General features: G+C 45.7%; 16 protein-coding genes. 3 read left to right on the top strand and 13 right to left on the bottom strand.

From position 1 onward, the window contains the following. Positions 1-57 precede the first annotated feature (57 nt). A complete protein-coding gene (locus DYU05_RS10615; RefSeq protein WP_117383036.1) occupies positions 58-2,028 on the bottom strand; it encodes a glycoside hydrolase family 97 protein in 1,971 nt (656 codons plus the stop codon). Positions 2,029-2,108: 80 nt separating this feature from the next. Next, positions 2,109-3,119 carry a dipeptide epimerase gene (locus tag DYU05_RS10610; RefSeq protein ID WP_117383035.1) on the bottom strand — a complete coding sequence of 337 codons (1,011 nt, stop codon included), beginning with the start codon at positions 3,117-3,119 and terminating at the stop codon, positions 2,109-2,111. 104 nt (positions 3,120-3,223) lie between these two features. Between DYU05_RS10610 and DYU05_RS10605 the strand changes: the two genes are divergently transcribed. Further along, entirely contained in the window at positions 3,224-4,213 is a 990-nt protein-coding gene (locus DYU05_RS10605) for a hypothetical protein (protein ID WP_117383034.1), read from the top strand. Here the strand turns inward: DYU05_RS10605 and DYU05_RS10600 are convergent. The 4 genes from DYU05_RS10600 to DYU05_RS10585 are packed head-to-tail and all read right to left on the bottom strand — an operon-like array spanning position 4,197 to position 7,668. Then, entirely contained in the window at positions 4,197-4,817 is a 621-nt protein-coding gene (locus DYU05_RS10600) for a rhomboid family intramembrane serine protease (RefSeq protein WP_317127854.1), read from the bottom strand. The genes DYU05_RS10605 and DYU05_RS10600 overlap by 17 nt on opposite strands. Then, the gene (locus tag DYU05_RS10595; RefSeq protein ID WP_117383033.1) at positions 4,814-6,556 is read right to left on the bottom strand and encodes a M14 family zinc carboxypeptidase; all 1,743 of its coding nucleotides are present in this window, start codon (positions 6,554-6,556) and stop codon (positions 4,814-4,816) included. Before DYU05_RS10595 ends, DYU05_RS10600 begins: the two co-directional genes overlap by 4 nt. A gap of 35 nt (positions 6,557-6,591) precedes the next feature. Next, the gene (locus tag DYU05_RS10590; RefSeq protein ID WP_117383032.1) at positions 6,592-6,948 is read right to left on the bottom strand and encodes an MmcQ/YjbR family DNA-binding protein; all 357 of its coding nucleotides are present in this window, start codon (positions 6,946-6,948) and stop codon (positions 6,592-6,594) included. A 15-nt stretch (positions 6,949-6,963) separates the two neighbouring features. Next, positions 6,964-7,668: an outer membrane beta-barrel protein gene (locus DYU05_RS10585; RefSeq protein ID WP_165852050.1), complete on the bottom strand. Its 705-nt coding sequence runs from the start codon at positions 7,666-7,668 to the stop codon at positions 6,964-6,966. 62 nt (positions 7,669-7,730) lie between these two features. On the opposite strand from DYU05_RS10585, the gene pepT reads away from it, so the two are divergent. Continuing rightward, on the top strand, positions 7,731-8,984 hold the full coding sequence (gene pepT, locus DYU05_RS10580) for a peptidase T (RefSeq protein WP_117383030.1): 1,254 nt from the start codon (positions 7,731-7,733) through the stop codon (positions 8,982-8,984). Here pepT and hflX read toward each other — a convergent pair. The 7 genes from hflX to DYU05_RS10545 all read right to left on the bottom strand — a co-directional run bounded on the left by hflX (position 8,981) and on the right by DYU05_RS10545 (position 16,615). Beyond that, entirely contained in the window at positions 8,981-10,165 is a 1,185-nt protein-coding gene (gene hflX, locus DYU05_RS10575) for a GTPase HflX (protein WP_117383029.1), read from the bottom strand. The genes pepT and hflX overlap by 4 nt on opposite strands. A 211-nt stretch (positions 10,166-10,376) precedes the next feature. Beyond that, complete coding sequence (locus DYU05_RS10570; RefSeq protein ID WP_117383028.1) at positions 10,377-11,792, bottom strand: ATP-dependent DNA helicase; 1,416 nt, start codon at positions 11,790-11,792, stop codon at positions 10,377-10,379. A gap of 15 nt (positions 11,793-11,807) precedes the next feature. Continuing rightward, the gene (gene trpC / locus DYU05_RS10565) at positions 11,808-12,593 is read right to left on the bottom strand and encodes an indole-3-glycerol phosphate synthase TrpC (RefSeq protein ID WP_117383027.1); all 786 of its coding nucleotides are present in this window, start codon (positions 12,591-12,593) and stop codon (positions 11,808-11,810) included. A gap of 60 nt (positions 12,594-12,653) precedes the next feature. Continuing rightward, positions 12,654-13,265 carry an anthranilate synthase component II gene (locus tag DYU05_RS10560; protein WP_117383026.1) on the bottom strand — a complete coding sequence of 204 codons (612 nt, stop codon included), beginning with the start codon at positions 13,263-13,265 and terminating at the stop codon, positions 12,654-12,656. 53 nt (positions 13,266-13,318) lie between these two features. Next, positions 13,319-14,728 carry an anthranilate synthase component I family protein gene (locus DYU05_RS10555; protein WP_117383025.1) on the bottom strand — a complete coding sequence of 470 codons (1,410 nt, stop codon included), beginning with the start codon at positions 14,726-14,728 and terminating at the stop codon, positions 13,319-13,321. Between the two features lie 213 nt (positions 14,729-14,941). Beyond that, positions 14,942-15,388: a cytochrome B gene (locus DYU05_RS10550; RefSeq protein WP_117383024.1), complete on the bottom strand. Its 447-nt coding sequence runs from the start codon at positions 15,386-15,388 to the stop codon at positions 14,942-14,944. Positions 15,389-15,427: 39 nt separating this feature from the next. Further along, positions 15,428-16,615 carry an anhydro-N-acetylmuramic acid kinase gene (locus DYU05_RS10545; protein ID WP_117383023.1) on the bottom strand — a complete coding sequence of 396 codons (1,188 nt, stop codon included), beginning with the start codon at positions 16,613-16,615 and terminating at the stop codon, positions 15,428-15,430. Between the two features lie 101 nt (positions 16,616-16,716). Between DYU05_RS10545 and DYU05_RS10540 the strand changes: the two genes are divergently transcribed. Then, on the top strand, positions 16,717-17,215 hold a 499-nt coding region (locus DYU05_RS10540; RefSeq protein WP_205771857.1), incomplete at its 3' end, for a 6-phosphogluconolactonase.

The raw sequence follows: 17,215 nt of genomic DNA, 5'->3' as shown, positions 1-17,215 counted from the left end.
GAGGGGATCGCATTTGCGATCCCCTCTTTTTGTTTATTTACATAACATTTGTGCTTTCTACTGCTTTTCAAACCGTGCAGCCCAGCCCCCACCGGATGCCATCTTTACGGTAAGTTTGTCTTTGCCGCTAACGGTTAGTTCTTTACGCACATAGTCGGTTGCATTATGGTTGGCGTTTATACCGTCTTCAAATATTACAGCTTTATAGCTGCCTTCACCTAAAAAGGAAAGATCTATGGTAATTTCACGTGCGTCCCAATTGGTCATGGTGCCTGCATACCACGTGTTGCCCTTGCGGCGTGCAAGACTAATAAACTGACCCACTTTGCCATCTAGCGCTACGGTTTCATCAAATGTAGTCGGAACGGACGCAATAAAATCTGTACTCTCCTGCTCACGCATGTATATGGTTGGGTTATCTGCCAGCATTTGCAGGGGTGCTTCAAATATTGGGTACATAGCCAGTTGGTGGGTGCGGGTACCCTGCGTCATGGGGTTGTTATTTACCGGCCTGAAATCGCCTTTCGGTGCGTTGCGCATGCCGCCTGGTGTGTAGTCCATTGGCCCAGCCAGCATTCGGACGAACGGTGCACTTACATCATAGCCTGGTTGGTTGTCTACCCCCCACTTCATGTTCTCCAGGCCTTTTACACCCTCAAAGTTCAGGATATGCGGAAAAGTACGCTGCATGCCCGAAGGTTTGTACATACCATGGTAATCTACCAACAGGTGGTGGTCCGCAGCTTTTTGCGCTATCTCGTAAAGCGACCTTACAGCGAACTGGTCATCCCGGTCGATAAAATCTATTTTAAAGCCTTTAACACCCATTTTGGAGTATTTGTCAAACACTGCATCTGTTTGCTGCATGGTGGCAAACCAGCTTGCCCAAAGGATAACGCCTACATTTTTTTCTTTAGCATAGGCTACCACCTCGGGAATGTTGATGTCCGGAGAGATCTTGTTCAGGTCGGTATCGCTGGACCAGCCTTCGTCTATAATAATGTACTCCAGTTTATTTGCTGCGGCGAAATCTATATAGTATTTGTAGGTTGGTACGTTTATCCCTGCTTTAAAAGAAACATGACTAATGTTCCAGTCGTTCCACCAGTCCCAGGCCACTTTACCAGGTTTTACCCACGAGATATCCTTTATCCTTGATGGGGCTGCCAGTTTTTGCGCCATATCGTTATCCGCAAGCTGTTTGTCTTCGGTACTGATAACAACGGCGCGCCACGGAAAGCTGCGGGTACCACTAGTTTTGGCAATGTAATCAGCCCTTTGTTTCACCACGTAGTTCATTGATGAATAACCCCCAGTGCCCTGTTCTGCCGGGTAGGCTGCAAATACGCCATGTAAACCCGTACCATTGTTGGTGAGGTACATGCCGGGATAATCTTCAATATCTGCTTCCATTACGGCGGCTTTAATCTGGTCGCTAACACTTACCACGACAGGTAAAAACGCAGGCACATCTTTTTTCATTGCCGATATTTTGATGTTGTCGTAGTGTGCCTCAAAGGATGTATTGAACTTGTCCTTGTTACGATAGTCATTTACAAGCGGAAAGAAGCCCTGATTATCGTCAGCAAAATTGAAATTCGCTTCCTCGTCTTTAATGGTCAGCTCGTTATTTATCGAAGTAACAAAGCGGTAAGCAACACCATCGTTATACGCGCGGAAGATTACGCCATAGTCACCTTTAAACTTCAGAGTAAGCTGGTTATAGTTATCGCGAACACGGGCCCGTTTGTAGATAGGAGTACTAAACGACTCATCTTTGTTAACCGTTGTATTGCTTTTAACCACCGGGTTGTTGCCCAGTACGGCACCGTTACTAAGTACCAGCCCAATAGCTGATGGGGTGATCACATCTGTTTGGTTATACTTTACAGACCACTGTATATTGCTGCCGATGTTAACGCTGGCATCAATTTTACCATCGGGCGATTTTACGTGATAGGTTTTTACTGACTGCGCAGATGACACCATGGGCCAAAATGCCAAAAGCAACAGATATTTTATTTTCATGACAGGAATAATTAGTGCCATGAAATTATATAAATTATCTGTAAACCTGACGGTTATTTAAAAAACGAGAGCTGTCGTGGTTAAAGGGAAAGGCCCAGCCCGGGCTGTTTGTTTAGTACCCACTTACCATCTTCAAAATCTGGCAGACGGTAGGGGTTGTTAGAGGTTAGGAATGGCCCGTCCAGATCTGCCCAGTCGCATTGTGGTGCTAATGCCGCCGCGGCAAGCGTTGCACAACTGGTTTCGCTCATGCAGCCGATCATCACCTTCAGCCCGAGTTGTTGGGCTCTCTTAATCATTAACAAAGCTTCATGCATACCGGCAGACTTCATTAGCTTAATATTTATACCATGGTAAACACCCTCTGCCTTGTCAACATCAGCCAGGCGCTGTACGGCTTCATCGCCGATTAACGAAATAGGGCTGTGCGCGGTAAGCCAGGCGTTGCCTTCTACATCTGTCTTCTGCATGGGTTGTTCTACCAACACTACACCTTGTTCCTGCAGCCAGTACAGCAGGTCGAGGCTTTGCTTGCGGTCTGTCCAGCCCTGGTTGGCATCTACGTACAAGGGCACGTTAGTTACCGAGCGGATTGTTTGTATAAGCTCCCTGTCGTTATCGCGTCCCAGCTTTACCTTGATTACTTTAAAGCCTGCAGCCTCCTGCACTTTTTGCAAGATCACGTCTCTGGTGTCTATACCAATGGTGAAGCTGGTTACCGGCATCTTGTCCGGCAGGCTGCCTGCTATTTCCCAACAAGGCTTTTGCTGCAGCTTTCCTTGGAGGTCATGCAGGGAAACGTCTATAGCAGCTTTTACCGCCGGATTGCCTGGGGCTATACTGTCGAGATAAGCAATAACATCATTAAAGTTGAGGGGATATCTTATTTGGCTTGGATCAACACGGCTAAGAAAGTCTGCCGCGGTTTGGTGGCTTTCGCCCATGTAGGGCACCATAGATGCTTCGCCATAGCCTGTTATGCCTTCATGCTCTGCCTGTACCAGCATTATTGGTGTTGAACTACGCGAAAACCTGGCTATAGTAAAAGTATGCTTAAGCTGTAAATTGAATGGCTGCCAGGTCAGTTTCATATTATTATGCCCTGTGGTGTTTGTTTGAGGGTTGCAGGGTCATATTTACCCCATAAAACTCAAAGCTAAAATAATCATTTAAAAAGCTGCTTATCTTTGCCGCTATGGCCGCACGAATTTATAAGCCTTTCGACCTGTTTAACTTTAGCAACCGCAACTGCTTCCTTACCGGGCAGGCGCTGAGCAGTACGGAGGAAAAGATCCAGGTTTTTCCACAATGGTTAATGAGTATGTACGCGCTGGAAGATAAGCCATTTAAAATGCTTGACGAGAGCATGGCCACTTATAAAGACCTTAAAATACCCTGCGCCGCAAACGTTAACGAACAGTATCTGGAACCATTGGAAGCTGATGTAGCTAATGCGTTTGCCAATGGATACAAAGGAGTAAAATCACTTGACAGCCTGAAGCTATTCCAATGGGTAGGGAAGTTGTTGTACGGCATAATTTTTAATGAGATACAAGCAGGCATAAAAATGCAGCATGCCCAGGGCGAGGAGTTCAGCATGTCGCAGGCTATTATCCATAAATTTGGGCAATTGCACCTGATGCTGCAAAGCCTCAACCAGCCAATACATTTTGAAGACTTTACTCCTTACAGCCTTTTCCTTTTTCAGGTGGATAACCAGCCGGAGGAGTTCGGATACCGTGATGAAATAAACACCCAGACTTTTGCCTTGCGAATAAAAGATTTTGGCTTGGTGATGTGCCTTCAAGATAATGGAGCCAATGCCCGATACCACCAAAAAATATACAAGCAGATAAAAGACGACAGGCTGCATCCCATACAATTTGAGGAGTTCTCGGCCCGGGTGTTTTATTCTGCCTATCTGTTTAACCGCCTGCCGGAGTACAATATTTTACCTGTTGGGGAGGAGGTGTACATAGAAGCAATGCCGTTGCGCGGCATGAGCAGCAAGCCACTATTTGACGACTGGATAGTAAAAACCTATGGACAAGTATTGGAGAACTTCTGGAAGAATTGGGGCTTTCTATTGTTCGAGATTATAAAAGACCCGGAACATCCAAAGAGTTTCCTGTTTAATGCAGATGGTAACCGTATTTCTACGGAAGATATTAATTTGCCCCGCTGAACTGAGATATAAAATCGTTCACTACGCTGTGGTGAAGAATGATGGTGATGAGTATACCGCTAAGCGCACCAAATAAGTGAGCGTCGTGGTTGATGTTGTCCCGTGCATGCTTAGACGCGAAGTGACAGTATACCAGGTATAGTATACCAAATACCCAGGCAGGGAAACTGATCCCCGGAATAATTAGCAACCCCATCTCGCCACGGGGATTGAACAAAATAGCACTGAAAACCACTGCGCTGATTGCCCCGGATGCACCAAGTGTATTGTACCAGGTGTCGTCTTTATGTTTTTGAATGGACGGCAGATCGGCAAGTATCATGCTGACAAAATATAGTACTCCAAACTGCCAGTGCCCCAATACTGCCTCCAGCTGAAAAGCAAAGAAGTAGTATGAAAGCATGTTGAAGAACAAATGGTTCCAATCTTTATGTATCAGTCCGCTTGTAATTATGGTATATACCCGATAACCGCGGGATACCTCGTACGGGTTAAGGATAAACTTGCCATAAATACTCTCATTGGAAAAAGCGTAAAGAGAAGTTGCCAGCGTTAAGGCAAATATTATGGAAGCTACAGGAGCAACCATCAGGTATTCCATCATTTCAGATCGAGTTTAGCATCGGTTAACAATCTACCTACAGGATAGCGCAGGTACGTTTTTTCGAAATAGGGCGAATTGCGGTAAACAAAGTTAAGCTGCGCGCCTGCACTGTTAGCCATTTGCGGGTTCTTAGCTTTTTCATCATCCAGCTTTTTACGAAGTTCAGGATCTTTCTTTAACAGGTCGGCAGCTATGTCTTCGAAAACATAGTCGGAGAAATATTCCTTTTGCCCCAGTACCGAGTCAAAGAAGTTCCATGCAAAGAAGGAATCCACGCCCTGCGGTTCCAGCGTTTCCACAACATAACGGTTAATGGGCTGGTTTACATATATCACGTAATCGCCCTCGAAGAACTTTACCTTCATGTCTATGGGATTTACCTTAACACCAGTATGGATGTAGTGGCCTTCATAAGGCCGCTGAGGTGATTTGTAATCGCCTATGTAGTACATCTGCAGGGCCAGTGTGGTATCGTGCGTGAATTGCTTCATTGCAACTTTGTTGAGCTTAAGCAGCTCTATAACTTTACCCCATGCTTGCGGAATTATATACGCCAAAGGCTTGTCGACAATTACCGAAGGTTTGTACGTGTTGTAAAACTTAACCGTTTTGGTGTATGGCTTCGTCCTGTCGTAATAAAGGCGTTTTAACCCGCTAACCTCGCTGGTTTTGTAATCGGCAGCGAAGCCCTTGAAGGTAATGGTGTCTATTTTGCTGTTGTCGAGCTGCCAGGCAAGTGCAAAGCTTTTCTGAGCGCTAACTTCCGCATCTGCCTTCTTTTTAAGGTTGCCTATTACTTTAGCATCGCGCTGGCAAATGTCTATCAGGTGCTGCATGAAGTAGTAGGTAGCATACACACGCTTGTCATAGGGTTTTAGCATGTGCGTTTCCGTCATGTAGCTAATGATGTTGTGCTGTGCTGCAAAGCCCGTAGAAAATCGTGGAGTTTCCATAAAGCTTACAATACCAGAATCCGGCAATCCTGATTCACCCGCACCGTACGGAATCATCTCGAAGCCGCTCTTCTTCATGCCTTTATACAAGTCGGCGGTCATTGTTTTAGCCGTGTAATCTGCTAAAAGCGGGTTCTGCTTATCTTTTTGTGTTTCAATAAGCGTCATCACGTATTGGTAATCGGCGCCATCGCTCACATGGTTGTCAAGCAAAACTTCCGGTTGCCAGGTATTCAATATCTGTGCGAATGCAAGCGCGTTTCTGCTATCAACTTTGATAAAATCGCGGTTAAGGTCAAGGTTACGGTAATTACCACGGAAGCCATATGCCCGCGGGCCATTCTGGTTTGCCCTGGAGGTGCCGCGGTTCATGTTGCCATCAATGTTGTATAGGGCTATAATGCATATTACTACGTCCTTCGGCAGCAGGTTCTTTTTAAGCAGATCCCGGGCGAGCATCATGCTGGCATCAATCCCGTCCGGCTCGCCCGGATGTATGCCGTTGTTAATGAGCAGTACCCGTTTATTTTGCTTTTTAATCAATGCAGGATCAAAAACTTTATCACGGGAAAGCGTAATTAATGTAAGGGGTTTGCCTGCGTCCGTCATCCCGTAGTTCTGCAGTTTCATTTGGGGATACTGCTTAGCTAAGGAGCTGTAATAACCGATTATCTCCGGGTAAGTGGGTGTATAATTCTTATCGCTGCTTTTTTCAAAAGGTGTAAGCTGGGCAAAGGAGTTAGCAAATAAGAAAATAAAGGCAAATAGCGCAAGCGTTTTTTTCATGGTAATATGGCAAATATACTCACGCTGCTGATAGTTTAGCCTTCGGTTGCAATTTCGCTCTGTAACTTTTTAGGCAGGCTTTTTACAACTAGTTCGTACGAGTGGTCTACCATTTCGCAGAGTTGTTTACGGCTTAACGCACCACCCATAAACACCGTGTTCCAGTGTTTTTTGTTCATGTGATAGCCCGGCTGTACTTCACTATAACGTTCGCGAAAGTCCTGCGCCAGTTCCGGCTCGCATTTGGCATTAAAGTGCTGGCCATCATCAAGGCCGGCCAACAGGAATATTTTACCACCAACTTTAAAAACAAGGGTGTCATTTCCAAAAGGAAATTCTTCTGCAACCGCAGGTTTGCTAAGGCAGTAATCTCTTAATTCTTCAATATTCACGTTAGTGCCCGATTATTATTTATAATAGCTGGATTCGCTTCCAAAATTGTATTTCAATCCAACCGTAAATTGGCGATACTGATCAGGTGAGTTGTTTTTAAATTTAGATGTCGGGTCTGCATATCCATCCAAGCCTTCTCCAAAGGTAATGTTGTGCTGATAGCCGAAGTCAATCCCGAACTTTGGGTAACGCAGATCATCATAAATCTTGATCTCGTACCCTATCCTTAGCGGCACTGTAAAGTTCACGCTCTTATCCTTACCAGGAAATTTATAATCCGGCTGAAGCAAACTGTAACGGTTAACTTTAACGTTATTCAATATAAAGCCCCCGCCAATACCACCATAAAAGTTCTTTACAAAATTAAGGAAAGCGCTGCGGTCGTAATCAATAGCATCGCCAAGGCCATAGTTAATGTACAATACAACAGCCTTAAAGTTATTGTTGAACTTACGGGTGTCCTTATCATCAGTTACAGCGTCGCCGCCGCCCCGCAGCTTTCCGGTTTGAAACTCAAGAACAATTGGAACGTAGGGATTGTAATAGTAGGTAAGGTTTGCAGCAATGCTGTAGTCGGTATAGTTTTTTTTAAGATCGGCAAAGGGCCTTATGGCGCTTGCGCTAACACCAAAGCCAAACTGGTTGTAATTAAACCCACCCTGTGCCCGGGCAGCAAATGCAAAACAAACTACAACGGCCAATAAAATGTACTTTCTCAAAATAATTAGTTAGGATTATTTACAATTTTGCACATCTGCTTTGCAGAATATTTTACTAAGATATGGATTTTACCAGTCAGCTTGGATTTACAGCAACAGAAAGATTTTTGCGATATGTGCAAATAGATACTCAGTCCGACCCTGGGTCAACAACATGCCCCTCTACAGAAAAGCAGAAAGATTTAGGCTGGCTGCTTGTGCAAGAACTGCTGGCCATAGGCATCGCTGATGCGCATCTGGACGAATTTGGCTACGTGTATGCAACCATTCCGGCAAATACCGAAAAGGAAAATGTGCCTGTTATATGTTTCTGCTCGCACATGGATACCGCGCCTGATTGCAGCGGAAAAGATGTTAAACCAATAGTGCATCGCAAATACAATGGCGACGACATAGTACTGCCTGATGATCCCACACAGGTACTTAGAATGGCGGAGCACCCCGACCTTAAGAACCAGATAGGCAATGATATTATTACCGCATCCGGCAATACACTTTTGGGTGCAGATAATAAGGCAGGAGTGGCAGAGATAATGGATGCGGCTTACCAGCTGATGAACCATCCTGAGATACAGCATGGAGTAGTTAAAATACTATTTACGCCGGACGAAGAAATTGGCCGCGGAGTAGACAAAGCAGATATAACCAAAATTGGTGCTTTTGCCTGTTATACTATTGATGGAGAAAGCGCAGGAAACCTGGAGAATGAAACCTTTTCTGCAGATGGTGCCAGGTTGACCATAAACGGCGTAAGTACACACCCGGGCTTTGCTAAAGGTAAAATGGAAAGCGCTATTAAAATTGCAGCACAGATAGTGGCTGGGTTACCATATGAGCTTTCACCAGAAGGCACGGAAGATATGCAGGGGTTTGTACACCCGGTAGATATTGCCGGACATATTGAGCAGGCTACCATAGATTTTATCATCAGGGACTTTGAAGATGATAAATTGAAGGCGCATGCAGATGTGATTCGGGGTGTAGCGGATAAGGTGTTAAAGCGGTTCCCTAATTCCACCTATACGCTAAAGGTAAGAGAGCAGTACCGGAATATGAAGAACGTATTGGCACAGCACCCGCAAATTGTTGATTACGGAATGGAGGCCATCCGCCGCGCCGGAGTGGAAGCAAAGCTTTGCAGTATACGCGGCGGAACGGATGGCTCCAGATTATCCTTTATGGGGCTACCTACTCCTAACATTTTTGCTGGCGAACACGCTTTCCATGGTAAACAGGAATGGGTATCGGTACAGGACATGCATAAGGCGGTACAAACCATATTGCACATTTGTGCAATATGGGAGGAAAATGCTTAATACAGCAGGTTATCGTACGGGTAACGTTCAGTATGTATTTCTTTCACGGCCTTGTATAAAAAGCTGCGGAATTCATCTATGTTCTCTTTCTGCGTAGCCGATATAAACAGCGCCGGGCTGTTGTTTTTGGCCATCCAGCTATTGCGGAAATCTTCCATGGTGAGCGGTTGCTGCTCAATGTTAATGTTGTGATCTTCCGGATTAAAAGCGTCTATCTTGTTAAAGATGGTGATGGTCTTTTTATCAGCCGCTCCCAGGTCTTTAAGTGTTTCCTTAACTGTGCGTATCTGATCCTCAAACGTAGGGTGAGAAATGTCTACCACATGTATCAGTATATCTGCTTCCCGCACTTCATCAAGTGTAGATTTAAAGCACTCTACCAAATGGTGAGGCAGCTTACGGATAAATCCAACCGTGTCTGAAAGCAGGAAAGGCACGTTCTCAATCACTACCTTACGAACCGTAGTATCCAGCGTTGCAAAGAGTTTATTTTCGGCAAACACGTCAGATTTGGACAGCATATTCATGATGGTAGATTTACCAACGTTGGTATACCCCACTAGTGCCACCCTTATAAGTTCCTGCCGGTTCTTGCGTTGCGTCTCGTTCTGGCGGTCTATTAGTTTGAGCCGTTCTTTTAGCAAAGAAATTTTGTTCAGGATCAAACGTCGGTCGGTCTCAATCTGGCTTTCACCAGGTCCGCGCATACCGATACCACCCTTTTGGCGCTCTAAGTGGGTCCATAGCCGGGTAAGACGGGGCAGCAGATATTGCAGTTGGGCAAGTTCTACCTGTGTTTTTGCCTGGGCAGTTTGAGCGCGACCAGCAAATATGTCCAGTATAAGGTTACTGCGATCCAAGATCTTCACGTTAAGTTCCCGCTCGATATTACGCAATTGTGAAGGCGATAGCTCATCGTCAAAAACAACAATATCTATTTCTTCGGCAACAACATATTCTTTTATCTCTTCCAGTTTACCGGTGCCTACGAAGGTGGCACGCTCGGGGCGCTGAAGTTTTTGGGTAAAGCTTTTCACGGTAAGGCCGCCGGCTGTAGCGACCAAAAACTCAAGTTCTTCTAAATATTCTTTTTCCTGTGCTTCGGTCTCGTTAGGTGTTATTACACCAACCAGCACAACTTTTTCCTGCTTCACAGCAGTATTATAAAATTTTTGTTTCATATATAATATCAGGCACGATTATGTTACAGACTGATCCGTAACTCGTTTAAATAAATCTATAATTAGGCTCTCTGTTAGTATTATAGAGAGAATACAGCGGATACGCGTAACGGTTTGTTTAATCAGGAATTACATTTTGTAGTAGTGACGCAAAGATAAGCATTTGGTTTAAATGAACATAACACGACATTGAACAGCTTGCGATGCGAAGTTATTTAACCCACCAATGTTTCACCAGGTGCAGGGTCTCCCGTGCACGTGTAACTGACGTATACCACCATTTGCAAAGATCTGCCGGAGGCATGCGGTACATGCCATTTTTGTCATTATCTAAAAAGAGATAAACATTCTTCCACTCGCCGCCTTGTGCTTTGTGACAGGTTACTGCATAACCAAAGGTAGCCTTAAGGCAGTTATAGTATTCATCGGCCAGCATAGCATTACGGAAATCGGCGGACCTTGGAGAAATATTTTTAGCCCGCATACGGTAACTAAAATCCATCATAAGGCTTTGGCTTTGCTCCTGGGTCAGCTCTCCTTTTAAACTGTGCAGGGCATCCAGGGATAGCAGCAGGGTATATTCTGTATCCGACAAGAAAGTTTTCACTTTTACTTTTTGAAACTTAAGCCCTTCCCTTTGAGAGGTCTCTAACAACTCCGTTACGCGTACAAAGTCGCCGTTGGTTAATGGAACTTTAAGGTTATTCTGGCTAACGAGCAGTACTTCGTTCAATTGCAAAGGGACGTATGCATCGCCATAGATCTGCTGGCGCATAAAGCGGTTTATTTCCTGCACTTTCCAGTTGGTACGGGCAATTGCCAATGTTTCAGCAGGGCCGCTATTACTGTAGGTTGTATAATAATGTTTCAGCAGGTCTTCGTCAGAAGCAAACAGCTTCACGTTGCTGTGGCCAGATGCCGGTATCTTGGGGTAAAGTTCATAGACACCTTCGTCAAACATTTGCCGAATGCTGCCGGCAAGCTTTAAGATGTCGTTGCCGGCTACAGTCCGCTCAATCTTCTGCAGCCGGACAGATAAGGCTATTTTATCCTGCATATTAAGCCAGTTCACATCCAGTGCCGGGCTGAGTGAGCTACCCACGGGCGGTAACTGGCACGGGTCACCCACAAAAATGATCTTGTTTTTCCCGGCAGCAGCAAACAGATCCTGGAGCACGTTACCCGAACCAAACGTTGCAAAGTTGGAGTTGGTTTGCGTGTCGCCGGAGAGCATGGATGCCTCGTCGATAATGTAAAGGCGGGTATCTTCGTCTGCTGTGCGAATGGCAAACTGTAAGGAAAGCTGGTTGTCTGCCATAGCGCTGCCGCCACGAACAGCCTCTTCGTCCAGCCCTCCTATTTCGCTGAAGTTGTAAACTTCGCTGTGTACCGTTCGGGCGGTAAAACCTGTTTTGCCCTTAAGAACAGTAGCCGCCCTGCCTGTAGACGCCAGCATGCAAAACTCCTGTGCTTCCTGCTTAAGCCATTTGGCCAGTTCCTGCATCAGGAAAGTTTTACCGGTGCCCGCATAACCTTGCAGTACAAATACGTTTGCCGAGGGATGTGCCAGAAACTTCTGAATGGCTTTAAATGCAGCTTTTTGTTCGGTGTTTAGGTTTGTGGGCATGAAACTGGCTTGTACTTAGCTTAACTGGCTTACAAAGTCCCGCATAGCTTTACCTGGGTCTGCCTGCTTCATGAAGTTCTCTCCAATTAGGAAGCCGTTAAAACCCGCTTTCTTCAAATCCTTAATGGTCTGCGGATCGCTAATGGCACTTTCCGATATTTTCATAAACTCGGGTGGTATATGTTCTGCCAAACGGTAGGAATTCTCAACCGACACGGTAAAATCTGCCAGGTTGCGGTTGTTTACGCCTATGGCATCCAGGTTTGGGTCAATGCTACGTTCTAATTCTTCCAGGTTGTGCACTTCCAACAGGACGTTCAGTTCAAGGCTTTTGGCCAGCCCTGCGAGATTCTTTATTTCGGCCGGGGTAAGTATTGCGGCTATCAGCAATATGATGTCGGCACCCAACGCTTTTGCTTCTACTACCTGGTACTCGTCAATCATAAACTCTTTCCGCAATACAGGTATAGCATTCACTCTTCGGGCACGTACAAGGTCCATTTTGCGGCCACCAAAAAATTGCTTATCCGTTAAAACCGATAATGCCGATGCACCTGCTTCTGCGTAGTCTTTTGTCACCTCTTTTACCAGTGCCTCATCATTAATAATGCCCTTTGAAGGAGATTTACGCTTAAACTCAGCTATAATACCGGTGCGGTCCTCAGCAAGTAAAAACTTGCGGAACGAAAAGGTTTCTCTGTTGAAGTACTCGGACTCTTCTAATTCCATAAAGGTGGTCTCGCGTTTGTCGCGGTCAACCTCACGCCTTTTTTGTGCTACAATTTTATCAAGTATCGTCATGCCGTCTTAATCCTTTTGCGGGAGAAGTTTATTGTCAAGTTATAAAATAATATTAACGTACTAGCCATTTAGCCAGTTCTGCATCATCTCTTTGCCGTATTCGGTCAATACAGATTCCGGGTGAAACTGCACGCCGCGCACGTCATGATCCTTATGGCGTAAAGCCATCACCGAATTGTCCGTTTCGTCTATCGCGGTCACCGACAGCACTTCAGGCATTTCTTTTTCTACAACCCAAGAGTGGTAACGGCCCACCTTAAAGTTCTGTGGCAATCCAGCAAAAAGCTTTTCTTCGTTGTCGGTCACTTTTATAGGAGTAGCAATGCCGTGCATTGGCTGAGGCAGATTGTACAGCTTGCCGCCAAACACTTCTGCAATGGCCTGCTGCCCAAGGCATACACCAAACATGCTTTTGGTTGGTGCATACTTTTCTATCACCTCCAGCAATAAACCCGCTTCTGAGGGAATGCCCGGTCCTGGCGAAAGGATGATGTGGCTGTACTTATCCACGTCGTCAATCGCAAACTGGTCGTTCCGCCATACGTCGCATTCCAAACCGATCTCGTTCACCAGGTGTACCAGGTTGTAAGTAAATGAATCATAATTGTCGATGATCAGGATGCCGCCCGGTCTATTCGGTATGAAGTTTTTTAAGCTTATATTTTCACTCATAATAATCTTGTCTAAAATATCAATTCTGTTCCCCCTTCAGGGGGCTAGGGGGTTTATAGCTCCTCCGCTAATTCCACTGCTTTTCTAAGCGCCGCTATTTTGTTATCCACTTCTTTAAGCTCGCTTTCGGCCACACTTCCCGCTACAATGCCGGCACCTGCCTGGTAGTGCAAGGTGTTGTTTTTACTCAGGAAAGAACGGATCATAATGGCGTGGTTAAAATCGCCGTTAAATCCTAAATAGCCTATTGCTCCGCTATAAAAACTGCGTTTGGTTTTCTCGTTCTCGTCGATAATTTCCATTGCCCGGTATTTTGGCGCGCCACTTAATGTACCGGCAGGAAAAGTATCAGCAACTATTTTAAAAGATGACGTATCCGGCTTTAATTTGCCACTTACATGCGAAACCAGGTGGATCAAGTGCGAGTAATACTGCACCTGTTTAAACGCTTTCACGCTTACCTGCTCACAATGGCGGCTAAGGTCGTTTCGTGCAAGGTCTACCAGCATTACGTGCTCTGCAGACTCTTTGGGGTCATTCTCCAATTGGCGTGCTATCTCTGCGTCTTTTACATCATCGCCGCTGCGTTTAAACGTGCCGGCGATTGGGAAAATGCTTGCTACGTTGTTTTTTATAGTAATCTGCGCCTCTGGTGAGGAACCGAAGATTCTGAAATCGCCAAAGTCGAAATAGAACAAATAAGGCGACGGGTTGATAGAACGCAGGGCGCGATAAACGTTAAATTCATCGCCCAGGAACTTACGGGAAAATGCCCGTGAAGGGACTATTTGGAATACATCGCCCCGGTAGATGTGCTGTTTCATTTTTTCTACAATAGCGATGAACTCCTCATTGGTGAGGTTAGACTGCTCGTTGCCATCAGTTTGAAAGCTGTATTCAGGGAAGTTTTTGTTTTTGATTAGATATTCCAGTTTTTCCAGCCCATTGGTTTCCGGCTGGCCTTCAACCTGGTTATGAAATATGTAGAGTTCATTTTTAAAATGGTCTATAGCAATAATATAGCTATAAATGTGGTACTGCATTACCGGTATTTTGCGCGCGGTATCTGTAGCTTCTTTTAGCTTAATGGTCTCAAAGTATTCAACTGCCTCATGCGTAAAGTAGCCGAACAAACCATTAGAGATGATCTTAGACGTTAACGCATCCGTATCAAAGCGACCTAAAAAGCCACTTATCTCATCCGGTAAATCGAAGGTTCCTTTAGTACTTACTTCTTCTGTTCCGTCGGGAAACTTCTTTTTTAACTCATCGTTATCAAGCACCAGCCCGGCAACCGGCATGCAGCAGATGTAGCTCATGCTGTTTTCGCGGCTATGGTAATCGGAGCTTTCCAGCAGCAGCGAGTTTGGGAAAACATCACGCAGGCGCAGGTAAATGCTTACTGGCGTTGTGGTATCTGCAAGCAGCTTTTTGTGCGTTGTGTTTATTTTATATGTCGTCATTAGTTTCGTTAGTGTTGTTAAATAAAAAACCCGGGGGATGAGCATCCGCCGGGTTTCAATTCAGGTTTATATTTGATCAGTATATCATGAAAAAAACTATCCGGCCGCCAGTGTTAACTGGTGCCACCAATACATATTGTTTGTAGTTTTTTTCATGACCGGGGAGCAAATTTATAAAGAAAATTGAATTAGCAAATTATTTCTGTCTTTTTATTAGTGTGTCATACCAAAAAGGCCACGCTGACTCTGCAGAATAGCCACCACTACTACCAAAGTGGCTAATAAATAAGCAATTGCTATTACGCGGTGTTTCCCTTCAGGAAGCTGTGCCCTTTTCGAACGTGCATGCCCAATAGTGATCAGCGCGATTGCAAATACCATCATGGCAATGTGCTCAACTGTCCAGTAACGGGTGGTGTCATCCTTCATCGTTCCCGAATCAAACTTCACAAAAGGGCTCACAAAATACAGCGCCAAGCCAAGCAGCAGTTGTATATGCGCCGAGATCATGGTGAACAGGTTTAACTTGCGGTTGCCATTGGTGTATGTTTTTTTGCCAAACCAGCCGGCAAGTGCTGTAACTATAGCTACTACTAATAGTAGGATTACGATGTATCTGAAACCGGAGTGTGCCTGCAGGAGAAATTTATAAGCGGTCATGAGGTGAATATTTTTGCCTGCAATATACGGCAAAGCGGCTCAATTAGGAAAGCTGAATTTACCCATAAGTACCGCGGGATTGTTGCCTATGTGGAGCGGCTCACCGCAAACAGCCTCATTACCAAGCAAAGCAAAAAGGATAGCCTCCTTTGCGTCGGCGTTTATACCCAACACATCACTATTGCTTATAAAGGTTCCAGGTAATGCTTTTTTAAGGTAGTTGATGATAAAAGGACTCCGGGCACCGCCGCCGCTTGCATAAATATGTAACTGGTTGTTATCGAAATGTTGCCGGATAAAGCCGGCAATTGAACGGCCGGTAAAGGCGCTTAGGGTAGCAACCAGGTCGGCTTTTTGAATATTTAAGGTACGCGTGGCCTGCTGCGCATCGGCTACGTAAGCAAGGTTGAAAAGCTCAGGCCCGGTGGTTTTTGGAAGTGTTTCGTTAAAGAACGGGTGATGCAAAAGAGCTTCGAGTAACACTTCGTTTACTTCTCCTGAGTAGGCGATGGTTGCATCCTCGTCAAATGGTTTGTTAAAGTATTCCCTGCATGCTGCGTCGATAAGCGTATTACCCGGGCCAATGTCTGTGCACATAACTTTAGTCAGGTCGCCGTCTCGTGGAAGGTAAGTGAGATTTGCTATTCCGCCGATATTCAGTAGTATCCTGTTCTCCCCAGCCTTACTGCCCAATACTACATCGCCGTATAAGGCTAATGGTGCGCCTTCTCCCCCGGCTGCAATGTGTTTCTGGCGGAAATCGCTTATAGTAATAATACCTGTTTTTATGGCTATATGGTCGCCGTCGCCTATTTGCAGTGTGGCATTGCCATAGGCGGATTTTTTATGTTGATGCTGCGGGGCGTGATAAATTGTTTGCCCGTGGCTGGCGATCAGGTCAACATCTGATGGGGTGACACCCCAGTTTTTAAGTGCTTCTAAGATCAATTCTGCATGGAAGCTGCCGATGAAAGCGTTCAGCAGGCAAACCTTTTCGAGGCTTACCGAATCCTTTTTAGCAAACACTTCTTTAACCTCGTCCTTAAAGCTTTCTTCGTAAGGCATAGTGACAAAATTGAGCAGTTTAAAAGCCGTTTTCATGCCATTCCCGCTGAAACTGCAAAGGGCAATGTCCAGCCCGTCAAGCGAAGTTCCCGACATAAGGCCTATCGCCAACCGTTCCGGTTTTTGCGCTATTTTGAACAGTTTTTGCAGGTTTTTATTCATAGGTGGTGCTGTATCCACAAATGTAAATTAAAACGGCCTTTGTATAATTATCCTGATATATTTGTTTTCAACCATTTGTGTAACCATCACAATCTTACTTTATGGCACGATTAAATTTACTAGAAGAGACGCGATATGAGAAGCTGCCGGTAACGGTGTATGCCGATCAGAAGACAGCCTCGCTGGCGGTAGCAGGGCGTATAGCCGCCCTGATCCGCAGCAGGCAGGCAGCAGGCAAACCAGCGGTGCTGGGCCTGGCAACCGGTGTAACGCCGGTAGGCGTATACGCCGAGCTGGTGCGCCAGCACCGGGAAGAAGGCCTGTCCTTCTCGAACGTGATCACCTTTAACCTGGACGAGTACTACCCCATGAAACCCGACGCGGTGCAAAGCTATGTTACGTTCATGAACGAGAACCTCTTCGACCATGTAGATATCGACCGTGCCAACGTGCATATACCCGATGGTACCCTGGAGCAGGACGCGGTAGCCGCCTTCTGCCTCAACTACGAGCACCAGATAGAAGAACTGGGCGGGCTGGACCTGCAGCTCCTCGGTATCGGCCGTACCGGCCACATCGGCTTCAACGAGCCGGGCTCGG

Source organism: Mucilaginibacter terrenus (genome assembly GCF_003432065.1).
GTDB lineage: Bacteria > Bacteroidota > Bacteroidia > Sphingobacteriales > Sphingobacteriaceae > Mucilaginibacter > Mucilaginibacter terrenus.
This window is presented reverse-complemented; position numbering and strand designations above follow the sequence as displayed.